The following is a 17,940-nucleotide window of genomic DNA, read 5'->3' as shown; positions in this document are numbered from 1 at the left end:
ATCTCCTTAGATGTCTAAAACTTGTGGCTGCTGTGCTGCGTGTGGGTGTTCAGTACCCGCATACAGTTTTAGCTTTTTGATCATTGCATAGCCCAAAGGACCTTTTGGTAGCATACCTTTAACGGCCTTGAACAATACATCTTCTGGCTTGTGCGCTAGAAGCTTGGTGAAGTTAGTCTCTTTGATACCGCCTGGATAGCCAGTGTGACGATAGTACTTCTTGTCTTCTGCTTTTTTGCCAGTAACAGCAATTTTGTCAGCATTGATAACAACGATGTAATCGCCAGTATCAACGTGTGGAGTGTACGATGGCTTGTGCTTGCCACGAAGACGAGAAGCGATTTCAGAAGCTAGGCGACCTAGCGTTTTGCCTTCAGCGTCCACGACATACCAGTCATGTACAACTTCAGCGGGTTTGGCACTGATAGTAGTAGTCATATAAAACCTATTTAGTTGAGTTTGAGAGTATGCAAATAATATCAAGCCCAAAGGCTTAAAATCACTTGCTTTTGAGTTGGGGAAACGAAGGGCTCTCAAAAAACAGCGGTCATTATAGCGTATTTTTTGATGAAGTGCAATCACTAAAAATGCTTAAATTGTCTGATTTTTATCTGTGCTTAAAGTGGCTGGTGTGGTGGCTTAAAAATCCCTGCAAACACTTGCCCAACTTTGGCAGATTTTATTATATCTAAGCTGAACGACTCAATCAATCTATCCAGCGCTTGATCGCTTTCTATATAAATCAGCGTGTCGGCATGAGTCAGGCGATGTTTGATGATGAGTGTCAAGATCTCATGCCATAGATTGAGCGCATAAGGTGGATCGATAAAAATCACATCAAATGATGCGTCTAGGGTGGGTAGGGCGCTTTGGGCGGTGGCGTGAATGATGTGAATGTCAGATTTACTTAGTTTTAAAACATCGGCGTTGCGTTTTAATTCTGATGCTTGGGCTTGATTGGCTTCAATCATGACGGCAAAAGACGCACCACGAGACAGGCTTTCAAAACCCAGCACCCCTGAGCCTGCGCAGACATCGAGCACTTTTGCGTCTTGCAAATCACCCATCAACCAGTTAAAAATCGTCTCACGCAGGCGGTCTGGCGTGGGGCGCAGCCCATCGGCATCAATAAAGCTGATGTTACGGCGTTTGAATTGTCCGCCGATGATACGCACTTGATTGGTGGTATTTTGGCGGGCAGATTTGCTGGATTTTTCTGACCTTTTGGGCGTGCTTGGTAGTGCTTTGGTTTTTTTCATGGCTGTATTGTCGTATCATTCATGGCTTAATCATGGCTCATTCATGACTTATTGAGCAGGCTTGGCGGTTTGACTGGCTGCTGATGACTGCTCGGCTTCTTGTTTTTTTAGTTGTTCTTCTTGGGCTTTGGCGGCAAGATAAGCGTCGATTTTTGCCTGCATTTTGGCTTGCTTTTCGGCACGGATGGCGATCATCTCGCTTTCACTTGGTGGCAAGACTGGGTCTTTGTGACGCCCAAGCATCCAGTAGTCAAACAGCACGCGCCCGATGGGTGCTGCCACCGAGCCACCGCCGCCACCGTTTTCTACCAAGATGGCAAGGGCGATTTCTGGCTTTTCTACGGGTGCAAAGCCCATAAACCAAGCATGGTCCCAGTGGCGTTCGCTCAAGGCAGCTTTGTTGTAAGATTTGCCTTGGGCGATCGATTTTACCTGAGCGGTGCCTGTTTTGCCCGCACTGCGATATGAAGGTGAACGAGCCGCCTTGCCTGTACCGATGATCAGCGTGTCTTCCATCGCTTTGTGCATACGCAGCCAGTCTTCTTCTGTGCCATTAAAATTGATGCGCCCAGTGGGTTTGTCTGGAATAAAGACAGGCTTTGCGCCTTCTGAGCGTTTTAAAAAGTGCGGCGTGGTGATCAAGCCTTTGTTGGCAGTGGTGGCAGTGGCAGCAGCGATTTGCAAAGGACTTGCCAAAAACGCCCCTTGACCGATGGAGACAGAAATCGTCTCACCGGGCAGCCAGTCTTTATTATAGGTGTCCTTTTTCCATTTTGGCGAGGGCATGAGTCCTGCCTTTTCATTGGGTAGGTCGATGCCTGTTTTTTTGCCAAAGCCAAATGCTGTCATCCACTCATGCAGCCGATCGATGCCCATCGTGTGCGCATTTTTGTAATAATAAGTATCCACCGACATGATGATGGATTTTGCCATATTGACTGTACCGTGTCCGCCTCGTTTCCAGTCACGAAAGCGATGGCTGTCACCCGGCAGACTAAAATAACCAGGGTCAAAAATGGTGTCTTGCCAATCCATGATGCCATAATGCAAAATCCCCATCGCTTCAAAGGGCTTGATGGTGGAGGCGGGTGGATAGAGCCCTTGCAAAGCTCGATTATAAAGTGGCTGATCGATGTCGTCTCGAAGGGCGCCATAAGCTTTTGATGAGATGCCTGAGATGAATGGGTTTGGGTCGAAGCTTGGGTTTGAGACGAATGCTAAGACCTCGCCATTTCTAGGGTCTAGGGCGACGATGGCGCCTCGTCTGCCGCCCAGCTGGTCGGCGGCGACTTTTTGCAAACCATAATCAAGGCTTAGGTAGATGTCATTGCCAGCGACGGGCGGCTTGGTGTCTAAGCGGCGCAGCACATCGCCATGCGCATTGGTCTCGACCGACTGATGCCCCGGCTCGCCAAGCAAAATGTCCTCGTACTGCTTTTCGATGCCAAGCTTGCCAATCAAATCCGTGCCAGCATATAGGCGTTCGCTCACAGGGTCGGCTTTGATGGCTTTGGATTCTTTATCATTGATGCGTCCGACATAGCCGATGACATGGGCAAATAGGTCGTCATAAGGATAGGTGCGAGTCAGCTTGGTCTGAATACTGACACCTTGAAAAAAGGGTTTGCGTTCGCTAAACTGTGCAATTTGTGCCTCGGTTGGGTTGATTTTGACAGTGACAGGGTTGTTTTTTGATTTGTCAATGCGTGCCAAAATGTCCGTCACTTCCTCGTCACTTAACGCAAAGATGGGCTTTAACAGTGCTAGGGTGTGTGCTGCATTTTCCACTTCATCAGGGGAGATGATGACGGTGAATACAGGTTTATTGTCCGCAAGTAAGATGCCGTTTCGGTCGTAAATGTGTCCACGAGAGGGTGGGTTTGAAATCAGTTTGATGCGGTTGTTGTCGGCGGCGGTGACAAATTGGCTGTGCTGAGCGACTTGCAAATAGCCATATCGAGCCAAAAGGACGCCTGTGCCCAAAAGAATGATGAGCCCCAAGATGCCAATGCGGCGGCTAAATACACGGCTGTTTTGATCGTCGCTGTTGATGGAGTCTCTCATGATGGGCGTTGGCTGACTGGCTAAATGTAATGAGTGAATGAAACTGGGCGGAATATTATAGCATGATTTGGCATTACTTGGCATTGCGTTGATGAAATTTTTGGATTTTTTGTCATGAATTTATCCTGAGTATCAATTTATCCTAAGATTATCCTAAGATTGGCAAAAGGTGGGTGTGGTTGGTGGGGTAACAGTTAAACTGCCACAAAATCTTTGAGTATGCACAAGCTGTGATATTGTGGTATAATGCCATCCGTCATGTCTCATCATTTCTTTGATATGTTTAACTCTATTTGGCAAGCCCTTGCTGCGCATCCTGAATTCATCGCCATGCTGACGATTCCGCCTGTGACGGCATTTGTCACTTGGGCGCATGTATGGATGGCGCTTGAAATGCTGTTTCGCCCGATTCGGTTTTGGGGCATTCGCATTGATGGCTTGCCTTTTGGGCTTAAAGGCTTGGGTTGGCAAGGCATTGTTCCTGCCAAAGCGGGCAAGATATCAGGCATCATTGTCGATCAGACTTTGTCTAAGCTTGGTAATTTGGATGAGTTTTTTCGGGCGATGGAGCCTGAGGAGATGGCAGAATTCATCACCGCCACGGTCGATAAAAACCTAGAACAGCTCATCGATGAGATCATGTATGAACGCCATCAGGGGCTGTGGAATACCATGCCTTACGCCATTCGTCGCCGCATCTATGCCCATGCGCACAAAGAGCTGTCGGTCATCATGAAGGCGCTGGTGATGGATTTGACTTATAATGTCGAAAGTCTTGTGGACATGCGCCAGATGATCGTGCGCAAGATGGAGAGCGACCGCAAGCTCATGGTGGACATGTTTTTGCGAGTGGGCAAAAAAGAAATCAACTTCATCTGGAAGATCAGTGCGCTCATCGGCTTTGGCTTTGGTATCATTCAGATGGGGATTTTTTATTTTGTGCCCGAGCATTGGACGGTACCGTTTTTTGCTGCCATCTGGGGCGCCTTGACCAACTGGATTGCCATCTGGATGGTGTTCAACCCCGTCGAGCCACGCCACATTCCTTTCATTCGTGTGTTTCGCCGTGATGCCAATGGCATTCATTTTATGGTGCCACACCTTCACCGCTATACTTGGCAAGGCGGCTTTATGAAACGCCAAGATGAGGTGTCGAGCGTGTTTGCTGAGATCGTGGTTAATGAGCTTGTCACACTTGAAAACATCATGCACGAGATGATGTATGGTGTCAAAGCTGGCGAGACCAGAACGCTCGTCAAAAAGCATCTTTATGATCTTTTGGAAGCGCCCGTCGTGGCGACCAGCCTAAAAGTCGGCATGACCAGCCGCGAGCTTGATGAATTTAAAGATACGATCATCGACAAATCCATCGACGCAACGATGGTACCGATCCGAGACCCTAAGCTCAACACTTCTCGAGCCAGCAAGATATTTGGGCTGTTTGAAAGTCGCATTCGTGCTTTGTCACCACAAGAATTTCAAAACCTACTGCGACCTGCCTTTAAAGAAGATGAAATGACTTTGGTCGTGCTTGGGGCGATCACAGGGCTTTTGGCAGGTTGGCTGCATTTATTGGCGGTGTTTTTTTAAGACATTGCAAAATTTATCGTGATGTTTATCGTAGTGACTGGGGCGAACAAGTTTTCGCCCAAAATATTGCGTTTTATTTTTATTTTTGATTTTTATGCCAAGGCGGTTTGCTGATTTGGTGTAGAAGGTATGTTGTTATGTTAGTTACAGAATTGGGTTATTTTGCGTTACTGCTTGCGCTGGTGATTGCACTGTTGCAGGCGATTTTGCCTGCCATTGGCGTCATCAAGCAGCAAGTACATTGGCAGCGTTTGGCACCCAGCTTGTCGGTGGCGCAGTTTGTGGCGATGGCAGCATCGTTTGCGGCATTGATGACAGGCTTTATTTATAATGATTTTAGTCTGGTGTATGTCGCCAGTCATTCTAACAGCCTTCTGCCTTGGTATTATAAGCTGTCGGCGACTTGGGGTGGTCATGAAGGCTCACTGCTTTTGTGGGTGACGATTCTGGCGGCGTGGTGTATGCTGGTGGCGGTGTTTAGCCGTGCTTTGCCACTTGACATGAGAGCTCGTGTGCTGTCTGTGCTTGGCATGGTGCAGGTGATGATGCTGCTCATGCTGATTTTTACATCAAGCCCATTTGAACGCACTTTGCCAAACATTCCTGTTGATGGCGTGGATCTAAACCCATTGCTCCAAGACCCTGGTTTGATTTTCCATCCACCGATGCTGTACATGGGCTATGTGGGCTTGGCGGTGCCTTTTGCTTTTTGTATGGCGGCGCTGTGGGCAGGGCGACTGGATGCGGTATGGACTCGTTGGTCTCGCCCTTGGACGGTGGCAGCTTGGGGCTTTTTGACTTTGGGTATCGCCATCGGTTCTTGGTGGGCGTATTATGAGCTTGGCTGGGGTGGCTGGTGGTTTTGGGACCCTGTTGAAAACGCGTCTCTCATGCCTTGGCTTGCGGTGACAGCGCTGATGCACTCATTGGCGGTGACTGAAAAGCGGGGCGTGTTTAAGGCGTGGACGATGATGCTTGCAATTTTTGCGTTCGCCTTGTCGTTACTTGGCACATTTTTGGTACGCTCTGGGGCGATCACTTCGGTGCATTCATTCGCCGCTGACCCGACTCGTGGCTTGGCGATTTTGGCGATTTTGGGCGTGGTGATCGGCGCAGGCTTGTTGATGTTTGCGCTGCGTGGCTGGCGTCTGACGGTCGAGAGTCGATATGAGCTAAAATCTCGTGAAACGGTACTGGTCATCAACAACATCATTCTTTTGGTGGCGACTTTGGTGGTGCTACTAGGTACGCTATATCCGATGCTTGCTGATGCCTTTAAATGGGGGCAGGTGTCGGTGGGTGCGCCTTATTTTAATGCACTTTTTGTGCCGCTGACTTGGCTGCTGCTTGCCTTTATGGGTATCGGCGCTTGCCTTCGTTATAAATACGACAGCCGCCCACTGCTGACGACAATCCTTACTTGTGCTGTCAGTGCGCTTGTGCTGGGTGCGGTGGTCGCCTATATGATGAGTATGCTAGAAGAGTATGCGCATTTTGACAAAGGGGCTTACATCACGGCGGCATTGTCTGTGTGGGTGCTTGCCTTTATGGTGCTCGATATTAAAGATAAAACGCGCCATGCCAAAGGCTTTGCTGACGGACTTAAAAAACTCACGCCAAGCTACTACGGCATGCAGCTTGCGCACATTGGCGTGCTGGTGACGGCGCTGGGTGTGGCAGGCGTGTCGGCGATGAGTCTTGAAAAAGATGTGGCGATGACGGTGGGCGACAGCGTGCATGTACAAGGCTATGATTTTTATTTGCAGGACTTTGAGACCGTCAAAGGTGCAAACTACGACGCCACTCGTGCCACTGTACAAGTCAAAAAAGGCGATAAAGTCCTAACCACGCTGTATCCAGAAAAGCGCAATTATGTCGTCTCGATGATGCCGATGACCGAAGTGGGCATTCGCCCAAGCCTGCTCAATGAGCTTTATATCGCTTTGGGTGAACCCATCATCGATGAAGCCAAAGCTGAAGATACTTGGGCGGTACGAGTTTATGTTAAGCCGATGGTACGCTGGCTGTGGCTTGGGGCGATATTGATGGCGCTGGGTGGTCTGATTGCCATGCTGGATAAGCGCTACCGCCTTAAAAAACTAAAATCTAATCACTAGGAGACTTGGCATGACAAAAACAAACAAACGCGCGTGGATTTTTATTTTGCCTTTGTTGGTATTTTTACTTGCGATGATGCTGTTTTATTTCCGTTTGGGTAAGGAGACAGACATTCAGGTCAGTACGACCGTGAATAAGCCTTTGCCGGCGTTTAGCTTGCCACTGCTGTCTGATACGACCCGTACGATGACGAATGCTGACCTGCCAAAGACGCCGTTTTTGTTGAATGTCTGGGGCTCGTGGTGCCAGACTTGCTATGTTGAACATCCATTTTTGATGCAGTTACATGCACAAGGCGTGCCGATGGTGGGCATCAATTATAAAGACGAGTTGTCTGATGCGCTTGGTTATTTGAATCAATATCAAGACCCGTTTTTGTATTCTGTGCAAGATTTGGATGGTCAATATGCGCTTGATTTGGGATTGACGGGTGCGCCAGAGACTTTCGTTGTCGATGCCAAAGGTGTGGTGTATAAGCACATTTTGGGTGAGGTTGGCGAGGAAAACTGGGTGAGCGACATTCAGCCTTGTCTTACTGCCATCGGCGATGAGTCGCTGGATGAAGATGCAAAAATGCGTGCGTGCAGCTAGGGGTGGAGTATGAAAAAAGTAGTCATGACGGCGCTCTTTTTGGGAGTGATGACTTCTGCGTGGGCAAATATTGAAGTCTATGAATTTAAAACAGCCGAAGATGAAACTCGATATCGTGCGCTCATTGAAGAGCTTCGTTGTCCAAAATGCCAAAATCAAAATCTGGCAGGCTCAGACGCCCCCATTGCTTTGGATTTAAAGCAAAAAACCTACGAGATGATCAATGATGGCAGAAGTGACACCGAGATTCGGGATTATATGTTTGAGCGTTACGGCGATTTCATCAGTTATAAGCCGCCAGTGCGTCCATCGACTTGGATTTTGTGGTTTTTTCCGCCGCTGTTATTGGTGCTGCTCATTGGCGGCTGGCTACTGAAAGTCAAAAGACCCCGTGCAGTGCCTGAGGCGACAGACACAAAGCTGAGTGAAAAAGAAGAGGTAAGACTGTCTGAGATTTTAAAGGCACATGATAAGGAGAGTAAGCGATGACGCCGACTTTATGGCTATTTTTCACTCTGTGTGCTGCTATGGCAGTATTGGTGTCGCTCGTGGTGATTTATCCGTGGATGAAAGGGCGAGCGGTGAATGATAATCGGCTGATGGCGGTGAATGTGGAGGCGTTTCACAATCGCATCGCTGAGCTAGATGCTGATAAGGCGGCAGGCGTGATCGATGAGGCGTATTATGCTGCACAGTCCACCGAACTAAAACGCCAGCTCATCGCCGCTCAGACGCACGCCAAGAGCCATGCGCCAGTAGGAGCTAAGTCTCGTCTGATCGTGCTCATCTGGATTCCGCTTTTGGCAGCGCTGGCTTATCTGACCACATCTGATCGTACGCCTGTCTTTACTCTGTGGGCGGCGCAAGATGAAGTTGGGCAGGTGGCAGATGACTTATTGACTGGTAAGATTGATACGCCACCAGAATGGGCAACCAAAGACAGCTCAGCGCTCATCTCTGCCATGCAGACCAATGTCCATGCCAATGCCTATGACGCAAACCGCTGGATGCGTCTGTCTGAGCTGTTTGGGGCGCTGGATGCCAAGCCGCAAGCATTGGAGGCTTTGTCAAGGGCGCATCGCTTGGAGCCTGATAATATTGAGATTGCCATGACTTATGCGCAGACAAGTTTTTTTGTCAATAATGGCGCACTGGATGCGACGGCTCGTGAAGTGGTGCTTGGTATTTTACAGGCAGTGCCAGACCATGAAGGCGCACAGATGATGATGGCGATGGGCGAAACTCGTGCGGGCAATTTCACCAATGCCAAAGCTTGGGTGCATAAGCTGCGTTCAAGTGTCGCTGCCAAATCTGGCGACCGTAGCGAGGCTTTGACGAGTCTTGATGCCTTGCTTGCTAACATCGAATCTCAGGAGGCTAAGGCTGCCCAAGGCGTTCAGGTGCAGGTAACGGTCAGCGATTCATTGCTCATGCAGCTGACCGAAAGCGATGTGCTTTTTGTGTCCATCTCATCTGCCAACGGCGGCGCACCTTATGCGGTCAAGCGTCTGCCTGTCAATCAGATCAAGGGCGGACAGATTGTGGTCACGCTCAGCGACAATGACGCCATGATGCCGACACGCACTTTGAGTGGCGGTCGTGAAAGTGACAGCTTGGTGGTGAATGCCCGCATTAGCCACTCTGGTGGGGCGGTGTCAGAGTCGGGCGACTTTGCTGCCAATCCTGCGCCACTTGCCAAGACCAGCAATAGCGTGTCTTTGACAATCTCGCAAATCGTGCCTTGATGCATTTACTTTGCAATAAAAAACAGCGTGTCGAGTGCTGTTTTTTATTGGGTCAAATTTGCCTTAGCTGTTTTTAAGACAAGTTTTGGTGAACTTACCAAAAAATTACTTGAACAATTGGCTTGGGTGGTTTATAGTGTAACATTGTTTTTGGTTGTATTTTTTTTTGGAGAATATCATGCTACGCATTATTTTATTAGGACCGCCGGGTGCAGGCAAGGGTACGCAAGCCCAGCTTATTTCTAAGGAATTTAATATCCCACAAATCTCAACAGGCGATATGTTGCGTGCCGCTATCAAAGAAGGCACTGAGCTTGGCAAAATCGCCAAAAGTGTCATGGATGCTGGTCAATTGGTGTCTGATGAGCTGATCATCAATCTGGTCAAAGAGCGTATCGCACAGCCTGACTGTGTCAATGGCTGTATTTTTGATGGTTTCCCACGCACCATCGCACAGGCACAAGCCTTGGCGGAGGCAGGCGTTGCCATTGATCATGTCATCGAAATCAGCGTGCCAGATGACGAAATCGTCAGCCGTATGTCAGGCAGACGCGCGCATTTGCCATCAGGTCGCACCTATCATGTCATCTACAACCCGCCAAAAGTTGAGGGCAAGGACGACATCACTGGCGAGGATCTGGTGCAGCGTGATGACGATAAAGAAGAGGTGGTGCGTGATCGTCTTGGCGTGTATCATGCACAGACGGCGGCGTTGATTGATCATTATCAATCAGTGGCAAAATCTGGCGAAAATGCCCCAGCCTATCATGATTTTGATGGCACAAAAGACATCAATACCGTGCGTGATGAGATTTTTGCCGTTTTAAAAGGCTGATAAATATTGATACCAAAAAGACCTTAATTATTTAAGGTCTTTTTTGTTTGTGTTATGGATTTTTGATGATTTAATCATAAAAAATGGCTAGGCGTGCGTTTCATAATGCGTCATGATTTTGTGATGAATGGAATCATGCAGATACGCCAATGCTTGTGGCGTGCGGTCTTTTAAAAGATTGAGTGTGTGTGTGGTCGCCAGTGCGTGAGCGTTCGGCAGGCGTGTGTAGCTGTCATTGGTAGTGATGATGAATTCGTCATCGTCAAAATCCACGCTGATAAGCTGTTTGGCAGGATTTTTGTGTAGAACATGCACATTGCCTGTCAGGACAAAGCCATCTGCTTCACTGGCTAGGGCTTGGGGCAGGTTGTCGGTATAGACCGCCTGTGTGTCTTTGGCGGTGTTGGTAAAAGACAGATGCAAGGCTAGGGGGAAATCATCGCAGACGATGACGGTCGTGCCACTGATTTTGATGTGTGTGGCAGCTTTGATGGTGCCGTCTGGCAAATCCAACCATTGACAGGCAGTCTTGGCAGTCACTTGCTCGTTCATGAGTTTGAGCATGGGTAAATCCAGCGGTCTGTCGGCCTTGATGTCGTCAGGCATGCTGTCATAATGTGCCAAAAACATCATTGGTAAGTCTTTTTCAATCACAAATTTGTCAATCTTGACATTGTGCGTACGAAAAACAAAATCTGGGTCGGTCAGCAGTTCTTGCAAGATAAAGGTGTGTTCGGTCATAAGTAGAGCTGGCTTTGTGAAATTTGGTTTTACTATACCATAAATTGGCAAATGTTTTGGCAAAATTTAGCAAAACAATTTTGAAAAATCTGTGCTAAAATGCCTGCTGTGGTTTGATTTAAAACTGTCTCAAAAGCTGTGGAGTGTAGCATGACTTACGATAATAGTAATATTTTTGCCAAGATTTTGCGTGGCGAGATTCCTTGCCATAAGGTTTATGAGGACGAGATGACGCTTGCCTTTATGGATGTGATGCCGCAGGCGACAGGTCATGTACTGGTGATTGGCAAGTGTCAGGCGGTGGAGCTGACAGATTTGCCCCTAGAGTATGCCACCGCCATCATCGCCACCGCCCAAAAAGTCATCAAGGCTCAAAGAGCTGTATTGGGTGTGGAGGGTGTGGTGCAAATGCAGCTTAATCACGCCAAAGCAGGGCAAAGCGTGTTTCATTACCACATGCACCTAATCCCAACGCATGTGCATGAATTGGGCAAACACGAGGGCGGATTTGCCGATCAAGAGGAATTGGCGGTGTTGGCGACACAGCTGCGTGATGCCATTGCATAAAAGTGATTTAAGTTGGATATATTTTAAAACCAACAAAAAACGCACCAGTGTAACATGGTGCGTTTTTGGTATTTGGGGTCAATCAACCCACAAACGCTCGTTCCACCACATAATCGGCAGGTACGCCCATGCGTGGCGAGACGGTCAGACCAAACTCGTCCAAGATGGCACAAGTGTCGGCATTCATTGCCATACTACCACAAATCATCACACGGTCGTCATCTTTATTCATCGGTGGCAGGCCGATGTCTTCAAACAGCTTGCCAGATTTTAATAAATCAGTCACTCGTCCTGTGTTTTTAAAGTCATCACGAGTTACGGTTGGGTAGTAGATGAGTTTTTCACGCACCCATTCGCCAAAGATTTCATCGTTTGGCAATTCGTTTTCAAAAAACTCACGATATGCCAAATCTTCGGTATGACGCACGCCATGCACCAAGATGACTTTCTCAAAGCGTTCATACACTTCAGGCTCACGAGTCAGCGACAAAAATGGTGCAAGCCCTGTGCCTGTGGCGAGCAGATATAGATGCTTGCCAGGTAGTAGGTCGTCTAGTACCAATGTGCCTGTTGGTTTTTTGGAAACCAAAAGCTCATCGCCGACTTTGATGTGTTGCAGGCGGCTGGTCAATGGACCATCTTGCACTTTGATGGAATAAAATTCCAGCTCTTCTGCCCAAGCTGGGCTTGCGATGGAATAGGCGCGCACCAAAGGCTTGCCATCGACCATCAGACCAATCATGGCAAACTCGCCACTGCGAAAACGCAATGAATCGCTACGAGTGGTTTTGATGGTAAATAGGCTGTCTGTCCAGTGGTGGACATAGGTGACGGTTTCTGTGATGAACTTTGACATAAGATGCCCCAAATGTTTTTATAAATGATATCAATGAATGGTGTTTGCCAATTGATGATAAATTTTATCACAAAATAAACGCCATAGAAAATCTGTGCTATGATAGCGATTTTTCAGACAAATCGTTATTAACTTTTTGGCATAAGTACTGTTAATTTTAGCATAAATCCATCAAAAACGCCATGAATACACATACGCTACCCATCATCGCTTATCATCGCTCGCCTTTGTCGCAAAAATTTGGCATTCCACGCCAGCCCAATTTGGTGGCGGTAAAAAGCACCATTGAATTTGTGTCGCCTTATGATCATCCTGATGCGTTTGTGGGTATTGAAAATTACAGTCATTTATGGATTTTGTGGCAGTTTCATCATAATAAAGAGCAGGCGGGCTTTCGTCCGCAGGTGCGACCGCCCCGTTTGGGTGGTAATGATAAAATGGGCGTGTTCGCCACTCGCAGTATGTATCGTCCGTCAGCGTTGGGGTTGTCGGTGGTGCGGCTTGATAAGGTGGAGCTTGTTGATGAAAAAGTTCGGCTGCATTTAATTGGGGCGGACATGGCAGACGGTACGCCCATTGTTGATGTCAAGCCGTATTTGCCGTTCGTTGATGGCGTGGCAGATGCCAAAGGTTTTGATAAGCCTTGCGTGCGAGCGGTGCAGGCGTGTGAAAAAGCCGAGCAAAAATTTGCCCAATTGGTACAAAATCAGCGACTTGGTGACGATGACTGGCAAATCATCTGCGAGCTTGTCGCCCAAGACCCACGCCCAGCTTATCGCCAAAATGAGATGAATATCTGCTGTGCCATGCGTTATAAGTCGGTGGATGTGGATTTTTATATGAATGAGAGTGAGGTGCTTGTGCTTGCTGATTTTAGGGAGATTTTTTAAAATGCGTGAAGATTTGCCATAAATTCATTCTCAAATTCTACAAAATTTGCTATAATTTCGTGTTATTTTCGTTTTTATATTTTAAAAGGTAAATCATCATGGAAATCGCCCCATATCAAGATAAAATCAAAGACCTGACCGAGCGTGGTCAAGACTTACGGAGGTATCTTTGACTTCGAAGGCAAAAAAGAACGCTTGGAAGAAGTCAATTTGGAGCTTGAAAATCCAGAAATCTGGAACGACCCTGAGCTTGCCACCAAAATTTCCAAAGAAAAATCCGTTTTGGACGGCATTATTGGAGTGATTGAAAGCCTTGATGCCACCTTAGAAGATGCGAGCGCCATGCTTGAACTTGCGGTGGAAGAAGATGATGAGAGCTTGCTTGCTGATGTTGAAAGTGAGCTTGACAGCGCCACCACCAAAGTCGAAGACCTAGAATTTAAACGCATGTTTAGTGGCGAAATGGACGCCAACAACTGCTATCTGGACATTCAGGCAGGCTCAGGCGGTACAGAGGCTCAAGACTGGTCAGAAATGCTCCTTCGTATGTACTTACGCTGGTGTGAGTCGCACGGCTTTAAGGCGGAAGTTTTGGAAGTGTCGGAAGGCGGCGTGGCTGGTATTAAGTCAGCGACGATTGCGGTCAAGGGCGACTATGCTTTTGGCTGGCTACGCACCGAAATTGGCGTACATCGTTTGGTGCGCAAATCGCCATTTGACAGTAACAACGGTCGTCATACTTCGTTTTCGGCGGTGTTTGTCTCGCCTGAGATTGATGATAATGTTGAAATTGACATCAATCCTGCTGACCTGCGTATTGACACTTATCGTTCAAGCGGTGCAGGTGGTCAGCATGTCAATACCACCGACTCTGCCGTGCGTATCACGCACCAGCCGACTGGTGTGGTCGTGGCGTGCCAAAACGAACGCTCTCAGCACGCCAACAAAGACACAGCCATGAAAATGCTCCGTGCCAAGCTGTACGAGCTTGAAATGCAAAAACGCATGGAAAAACAGCAAGCGCTAGAAGACAGTAAATCCGACATCGGCTGGGGGTCGCAAATCCGCTCTTATGTGCTTGATGACTCACGCATCAAAGACTTGCGCACTGGCGTTGAGACTTCCAACACGCAAGCGGTGCTAAATGGCGACTTGGATAAGTTCATCGTGGCAAGTTTGAAGGCAGGTCTGTGATTGGGTGTTGATTGATTTTGCCAATGCAAATTTTATGCGATTTATTGTAATTGGCTATTTATTTTATCCCAAACAGATGTTAAAATTTGGCTAACTTTACCAAGAAGGTAGAGGATTTATTTGGTTTTTTTTATAATTTCATAAAGGAATTTGTTATGTCAATCGATCGTATCCGCAGCGCAGCCCTGCGTGAAAAAGTCATGACTGCCGAGCAAGCAGCAGAGTTTGTCAAAGATGGCATGAACCTTGCCATCACTGGCTTTACAGGGGCAGGTTATCCAAAAGCACTGCCAACCGCCATCGCAAACAAAGCCAAAGCCGCTCACGCCAAAGGCGAAACTTTCAGCATCGGCATGGTGACGGGTGCATCGACCGCCCCTGAGTGCGACGGCGTGCTGGCAGAGGCGAATGCGGTACATTTCCGCTCACCATTTCAATCGGACCCAACACTGCGTAACAACATCAACGCAGGTCTGACCAACTATCAAGACATGCACCTATCTCATGTCGAGCAGCAAATGCGCCAAGGTTTCTATGGCAAATTTGACATCGCCATCATTGAGGCCGCTGGCATCACCGAAGATGGCAAAATCATCTGTGCGATGGGTATCGGTCATGGTGTTGAGGCGGTGAAAAACGCTGATAAAGTCATCATCGAGATCAACGCTGCGCTGAGCGAAGGTCTAGAAGGTATGCACGATGTGTATGCTGAGGTTGGTCTGCCACCGCACCGTAAGCCGATTCCAATTACAGGTCCATTTGACCGCATTGGTTCGCCTTATTTAGAATGTGATGCTGACAAGGTATTGGCGATCGTATTGACCAATGCTGGCGACCGTAATTCTAAATTTGCCGAGCCTGACGATGTGTCTAAGCGCATCGCAGCTCAGGTCATCGATTTTCTTGACCATGAAGTCAAAGCAGGTCGTCTGCCGAAGAGCCTTCTGCCGCTTCAATCAGGCGTGGGTAATGTCGCAAACGCTGTGATGGCAGGTCTGCTAGATGCACCGTTTGATGATCTGACTGGCTACACCGAAGTACTACAAGACGGTATGCTGGATCTAATCCTTGCCAAGAAAATGAAAACCGCATCAGCGACGGCATTGTCATTCAGCCCAGATGCACTGGCTCGCTTCAATGAAAACATTGAGTTCCTAAAAGACAAGATCATTCTGCGTCCAATGGAAATCAGCAACAACCCAGAAGTCATTCGCCGTCTGGGTGTAATCGGCATGAACTCGATGATCGAGGCGGACATCTATGGCAATGTGAACTCAACGCATGTCATGGGTACCAAGATGATGAATGGTATCGGTGGCTCTGGCGACTTCACTCGTAACGGCTTTTTCTCGTTCTATGTCAGCCCATCGACCGCAAAAGGCGGTGCGATCTCTGCCATCGTGCCAATGGTCAGCCACCACGACCACACTGAGCATGATGTGATGTTCATCGTTACAGAGCAAGGCATGGCGGACCTGCGCGGCAAAGCGCCTCGCCAGCGTGCCAAACTCATCATCGAAAACTGCTCGCACCCTGATTATCGTGACATGCTGCGTGACTACTACGACCGTGCCGAAAAAGCAGGCGGACTACAAACGCCGCACATCTTGCTTGAAGCATTGTCTTGGCACCAACGCTTTGTAGAAACAGGCGATATGCGTATTAAATAATTCTTAAATGAATATTTACAGAAAATACGGTAGTTGAAAGACTGCCGTATTTTTTTTGATTGATTTATGGCATAATCATCGCGGTTTTTTGTGGTGAATTGACTTTAAAAACAACCAAAACCGCTCGCCAAAAGTCTATCAAAGGATAAGGTGGTTTTTCGTTCATGGTTCGACAAGCTCGCCACGAACGAAAAGACAAGTGATGCTTAACTACAATACCAGCACTTCATCGCTAAAATTATCGCTCACTCGCTCACCATTGCACAGCACCGAATACACCATACAATTGTGATTTTGTTTTTGAATGACAAACCTTTTGGCAAAGTTATCATTTAACTGACAATCGCCGTCCGACAACATCAAAATGTCCGCCTTTTTATAATTATCATAAGTGCCAATAATTTCAATCGCTCTTTGTAGCGGCGTTTCAAAATCCGTCCCACCGCCAAATCCGCTATTTAAAAACCGCACAAGCCCCGCCAAATCATCTCGCCTTTCTAGTTTAAATTCGGAAATTTCGCCCGTATCGCCAAACAACACCACATGCAAATGACGATTTTCCGCCTTTAAAATCGTACCAATGGCAAACAACAACGCTTTGGCTTTTAAAATCGGCTCGCCACCCATACTGCCCGATGTGTCCAAAAGTGCGACAATCGGTCCTGTAATGGCTTGATTTTTGGTGTATTCTTCATCAGTCGTCTCGTGCGTTACCCCTGCCAGCTGATAAGTGATAAGATTTTTTTCTAAAAGTTTGGCATAAAACAGCATTTGCAAATCGTCATCGTCCAAATTCACAAGCTCGCTTGGCAACAGTCGCATTAAATCATCGCTCGGGTGCGTGCCATGCACTTCGCTTTTGCTGGCTCTTGGGATTTTGGTTTGGCGTTTGTGAGTTTCGCTGATGTAGTTTCTGCCCATTTTTTTAATTAACGCCTGAATGTGCGGATTGTTTTTCATCTCGTCAATCAGGCGTTTAAAATCGCCCGCCCGCTCCATTTTGACAAGCTCATCATAACTAAACCCACCGCCCACTGTCTTTAAAAAATCAGCGTATTCATCGTATTTGTCCGCCACCGCCTGCACAGTATCGCCAAAAGTGGTCAGCTTTTTTTGAATGTCCGTTGGCAAATTTTCATCGGCTAGTTGGGCTTGATACTCTTGATAATCAGCAAGCGTTTGGCGAAGTTCTTCTCGGTATTCGGGCGTTAAGGGGCGTTGTTTGAGTTGTTTATTAATCTCGTCCCAGTCAGGTTCTGGCTCGTTTTGGGCGGTATTGTCCCAATCCCATAACAGCCATTTGTTTGCCCCCAGTTTTCGTTCGGCGGTTTTTTTAAGCCAAACGAGATTGGGTTCGAGATCCAAAGATAGAGACGGAGGGGTAAATCCACTTCTTGACCGATTGCTTTGCGATACGCAGTTGGCACTAAACCAATGACAATTTTTAATCACCAGTCCATAAAAACTTTTTTCGCCCACTCGTGCATACGCCACATTGCCGACATTGTCATCGCCCACCGCTTGCTTACCACGACAAGAGACATAGATTTTTTTACCCATCTTGCTTTTTTCGGTAAAGTTGGCAGGGTCGGACAGTCGCACAGTGGAGTCGCAAGTCAGTAGGCTATCCACCACAATGTTGCTGATTTGATTGTCGCCAACATAAATGCCAGAATGCTCCACTGCAAAATATAAATCTGCATACAGCACACTTCCTGCCACAGGTGTAACGGTTGGGCGAAAAAGGCTGTCAATAAAATATTTGATTGGTTTAAATTCCAAATCTGAACCGCCTACCGATTTTATTAAATCAAACATAA

The 17,940-nt window shown here is 47.6% G+C and carries 16 protein-coding genes; 10 read left to right on the top strand and 6 right to left on the bottom strand.

Annotated features, from left to right (window positions below):
* Nucleotides 1-6 precede the first annotated feature (6 nt).
* The 3 genes from rplM to mrdA form a co-directional block, all read right to left on the bottom strand.
* Nucleotides 7-438, bottom strand: coding sequence for a 50S ribosomal protein L13 (gene rplM, locus LU290_RS06500; protein ID WP_277807803.1), 432 nt, complete (start codon nucleotides 436-438; stop codon nucleotides 7-9).
* Between the two features lie 179 nt (nucleotides 439-617).
* Complete coding sequence (gene rsmD, locus LU290_RS06495) at nucleotides 618-1,259, bottom strand: 16S rRNA (guanine(966)-N(2))-methyltransferase RsmD (protein WP_277807802.1); 642 nt, start codon at nucleotides 1,257-1,259, stop codon at nucleotides 618-620.
* A 48-nt stretch (nucleotides 1,260-1,307) separates the two neighbouring features.
* Complete coding sequence (gene mrdA, locus LU290_RS06490) at nucleotides 1,308-3,323, bottom strand: penicillin-binding protein 2 (RefSeq protein WP_277807801.1); 2,016 nt, start codon at nucleotides 3,321-3,323, stop codon at nucleotides 1,308-1,310.
* Nucleotides 3,324-3,602: 279 nt separating this feature from the next.
* Here mrdA and LU290_RS06485 point away from each other — a divergent pair, with 279 nt between their 5' ends.
* From LU290_RS06485 to adk, 6 genes are all read left to right on the top strand, one after another.
* Complete coding sequence (locus LU290_RS06485; protein ID WP_277809573.1) at nucleotides 3,603-4,913, top strand: DUF445 domain-containing protein; 1,311 nt, start codon at nucleotides 3,603-3,605, stop codon at nucleotides 4,911-4,913.
* A gap of 137 nt (nucleotides 4,914-5,050) precedes the next feature.
* Entirely contained in the window at nucleotides 5,051-7,030 is a 1,980-nt protein-coding gene (locus tag LU290_RS06480; RefSeq protein ID WP_277807800.1) for a heme lyase CcmF/NrfE family subunit, read from the top strand.
* Nucleotides 7,031-7,040: 10 nt separating this feature from the next.
* Nucleotides 7,041-7,622, top strand: coding sequence for a DsbE family thiol:disulfide interchange protein (locus LU290_RS06475; RefSeq protein WP_277807799.1), 582 nt, complete (start codon nucleotides 7,041-7,043; stop codon nucleotides 7,620-7,622).
* Between the two features lie 9 nt (nucleotides 7,623-7,631).
* Nucleotides 7,632-8,111 carry a cytochrome c-type biogenesis protein gene (locus tag LU290_RS06470; RefSeq protein WP_277807798.1) on the top strand — a complete coding sequence of 160 codons (480 nt, stop codon included), beginning with the start codon at nucleotides 7,632-7,634 and terminating at the stop codon, nucleotides 8,109-8,111.
* Nucleotides 8,108-9,367: a c-type cytochrome biogenesis protein CcmI gene (gene ccmI, locus LU290_RS06465; protein ID WP_277807797.1), complete on the top strand. Its 1,260-nt coding sequence runs from the start codon at nucleotides 8,108-8,110 to the stop codon at nucleotides 9,365-9,367. The genes LU290_RS06470 and ccmI overlap by 4 nt, the downstream gene beginning before the upstream one ends.
* A 178-nt stretch (nucleotides 9,368-9,545) precedes the next feature.
* On the top strand, nucleotides 9,546-10,202 hold the full coding sequence (gene adk / locus LU290_RS06460) for an adenylate kinase (protein ID WP_277807796.1): 657 nt from the start codon (nucleotides 9,546-9,548) through the stop codon (nucleotides 10,200-10,202).
* A gap of 87 nt (nucleotides 10,203-10,289) precedes the next feature.
* Here the strand turns inward: adk and LU290_RS06455 are convergent, their stop codons facing one another.
* Nucleotides 10,290-10,943: a hypothetical protein gene (locus LU290_RS06455; RefSeq protein ID WP_277807795.1), complete on the bottom strand. Its 654-nt coding sequence runs from the start codon at nucleotides 10,941-10,943 to the stop codon at nucleotides 10,290-10,292.
* A gap of 150 nt (nucleotides 10,944-11,093) precedes the next feature.
* On the opposite strand from LU290_RS06455, the gene LU290_RS06450 reads away from it, so the two are divergent.
* Nucleotides 11,094-11,510: an HIT family protein gene (locus tag LU290_RS06450; protein ID WP_277807794.1), complete on the top strand. Its 417-nt coding sequence runs from the start codon at nucleotides 11,094-11,096 to the stop codon at nucleotides 11,508-11,510.
* A gap of 82 nt (nucleotides 11,511-11,592) precedes the next feature.
* Here LU290_RS06450 and LU290_RS06445 read toward each other — a convergent pair whose 3' ends face one another.
* Nucleotides 11,593-12,366 carry a ferredoxin--NADP reductase gene (locus LU290_RS06445; RefSeq protein WP_277807793.1) on the bottom strand — a complete coding sequence of 258 codons (774 nt, stop codon included), beginning with the start codon at nucleotides 12,364-12,366 and terminating at the stop codon, nucleotides 11,593-11,595.
* Nucleotides 12,367-12,548: 182 nt separating this feature from the next.
* On the opposite strand from LU290_RS06445, the gene tsaA reads away from it, so the two are divergent.
* The 3 genes from tsaA to scpC all read left to right on the top strand — a co-directional run bounded on the left by tsaA (nucleotide 12,549) and on the right by scpC (nucleotide 16,120).
* Complete coding sequence (gene tsaA / locus LU290_RS06440) at nucleotides 12,549-13,256, top strand: tRNA (N6-threonylcarbamoyladenosine(37)-N6)-methyltransferase TrmO (protein ID WP_277807792.1); 708 nt, start codon at nucleotides 12,549-12,551, stop codon at nucleotides 13,254-13,256.
* A gap of 98 nt (nucleotides 13,257-13,354) precedes the next feature.
* Nucleotides 13,355-14,450 (top strand): peptide chain release factor 2 gene (gene prfB, locus LU290_RS06435; RefSeq protein WP_277807791.1). Its coding sequence is split into 2 segments (ribosomal slippage): nucleotides 13,355-13,426 and nucleotides 13,428-14,450, totalling 1,095 coding nucleotides; the frame shifts between segments, so codons are not numbered across the junction.
* Nucleotides 14,451-14,605: 155 nt separating this feature from the next.
* The gene (gene scpC / locus LU290_RS06430) at nucleotides 14,606-16,120 is read left to right on the top strand and encodes a succinyl-CoA:acetate CoA-transferase ScpC (RefSeq protein WP_277807790.1); all 1,515 of its coding nucleotides are present in this window, start codon (nucleotides 14,606-14,608) and stop codon (nucleotides 16,118-16,120) included.
* A 210-nt stretch (nucleotides 16,121-16,330) separates the two neighbouring features.
* On the opposite strand, the gene LU290_RS06425 is transcribed toward scpC, so the two are convergent.
* Nucleotides 16,331-17,938: a VWA domain-containing protein gene (locus LU290_RS06425; protein ID WP_277807789.1), complete on the bottom strand. Its 1,608-nt coding sequence runs from the start codon at nucleotides 17,936-17,938 to the stop codon at nucleotides 16,331-16,333.
* Between the last annotated feature and the right edge of the window lie 2 nt (nucleotides 17,939-17,940).

This window comes from Moraxella nasibovis, from assembly GCF_029581575.1.
In the GTDB taxonomy this organism is placed as follows: domain Bacteria; phylum Pseudomonadota; class Gammaproteobacteria; order Pseudomonadales; family Moraxellaceae; genus Moraxella; species Moraxella nasibovis.
Note: the sequence above shows the minus strand (reverse complement) of the source record. Positions and strands in the feature narration are given on the sequence as shown.

Bases quoted from the DNA above. Each gene is read 5' to 3' on its own strand.
- rplM (WP_277807803.1), bottom strand. From the start codon at position 438: ATGACTACTACTATCAGTGCCAAACCCGCTGAAGTTGTACATGACTGG.
- rsmD (WP_277807802.1), bottom strand. From the start codon at position 1,259: ATGAAAAAAACCAAAGCACTACCAAGCACGCCCAAAAGGTCAGAAAAA.
- mrdA (WP_277807801.1), bottom strand. From the start codon at position 3,323: ATGAGAGACTCCATCAACAGCGACGATCAAAACAGCCGTGTATTTAGC.
- LU290_RS06485 (WP_277809573.1), top strand. From the start codon at position 3,603: ATGTTTAACTCTATTTGGCAAGCCCTTGCTGCGCATCCTGAATTCATC.
- LU290_RS06480 (WP_277807800.1), top strand. From the start codon at position 5,051: ATGTTAGTTACAGAATTGGGTTATTTTGCGTTACTGCTTGCGCTGGTG.
- LU290_RS06475 (WP_277807799.1), top strand. From the start codon at position 7,041: ATGACAAAAACAAACAAACGCGCGTGGATTTTTATTTTGCCTTTGTTG.
- LU290_RS06470 (WP_277807798.1), top strand. From the start codon at position 7,632: ATGAAAAAAGTAGTCATGACGGCGCTCTTTTTGGGAGTGATGACTTCT.
- ccmI (WP_277807797.1), top strand. From the start codon at position 8,108: ATGACGCCGACTTTATGGCTATTTTTCACTCTGTGTGCTGCTATGGCA.
- adk (WP_277807796.1), top strand. From the start codon at position 9,546: ATGCTACGCATTATTTTATTAGGACCGCCGGGTGCAGGCAAGGGTACG.
- LU290_RS06455 (WP_277807795.1), bottom strand. From the start codon at position 10,943: ATGACCGAACACACCTTTATCTTGCAAGAACTGCTGACCGACCCAGAT.
- LU290_RS06450 (WP_277807794.1), top strand. From the start codon at position 11,094: ATGACTTACGATAATAGTAATATTTTTGCCAAGATTTTGCGTGGCGAG.
- LU290_RS06445 (WP_277807793.1), bottom strand. From the start codon at position 12,366: ATGTCAAAGTTCATCACAGAAACCGTCACCTATGTCCACCACTGGACA.
- tsaA (WP_277807792.1), top strand. From the start codon at position 12,549: ATGAATACACATACGCTACCCATCATCGCTTATCATCGCTCGCCTTTG.
- scpC (WP_277807790.1), top strand. From the start codon at position 14,606: ATGTCAATCGATCGTATCCGCAGCGCAGCCCTGCGTGAAAAAGTCATG.
- LU290_RS06425 (WP_277807789.1), bottom strand. From the start codon at position 17,938: ATGTTTGATTTAATAAAATCGGTAGGCGGTTCAGATTTGGAATTTAAA.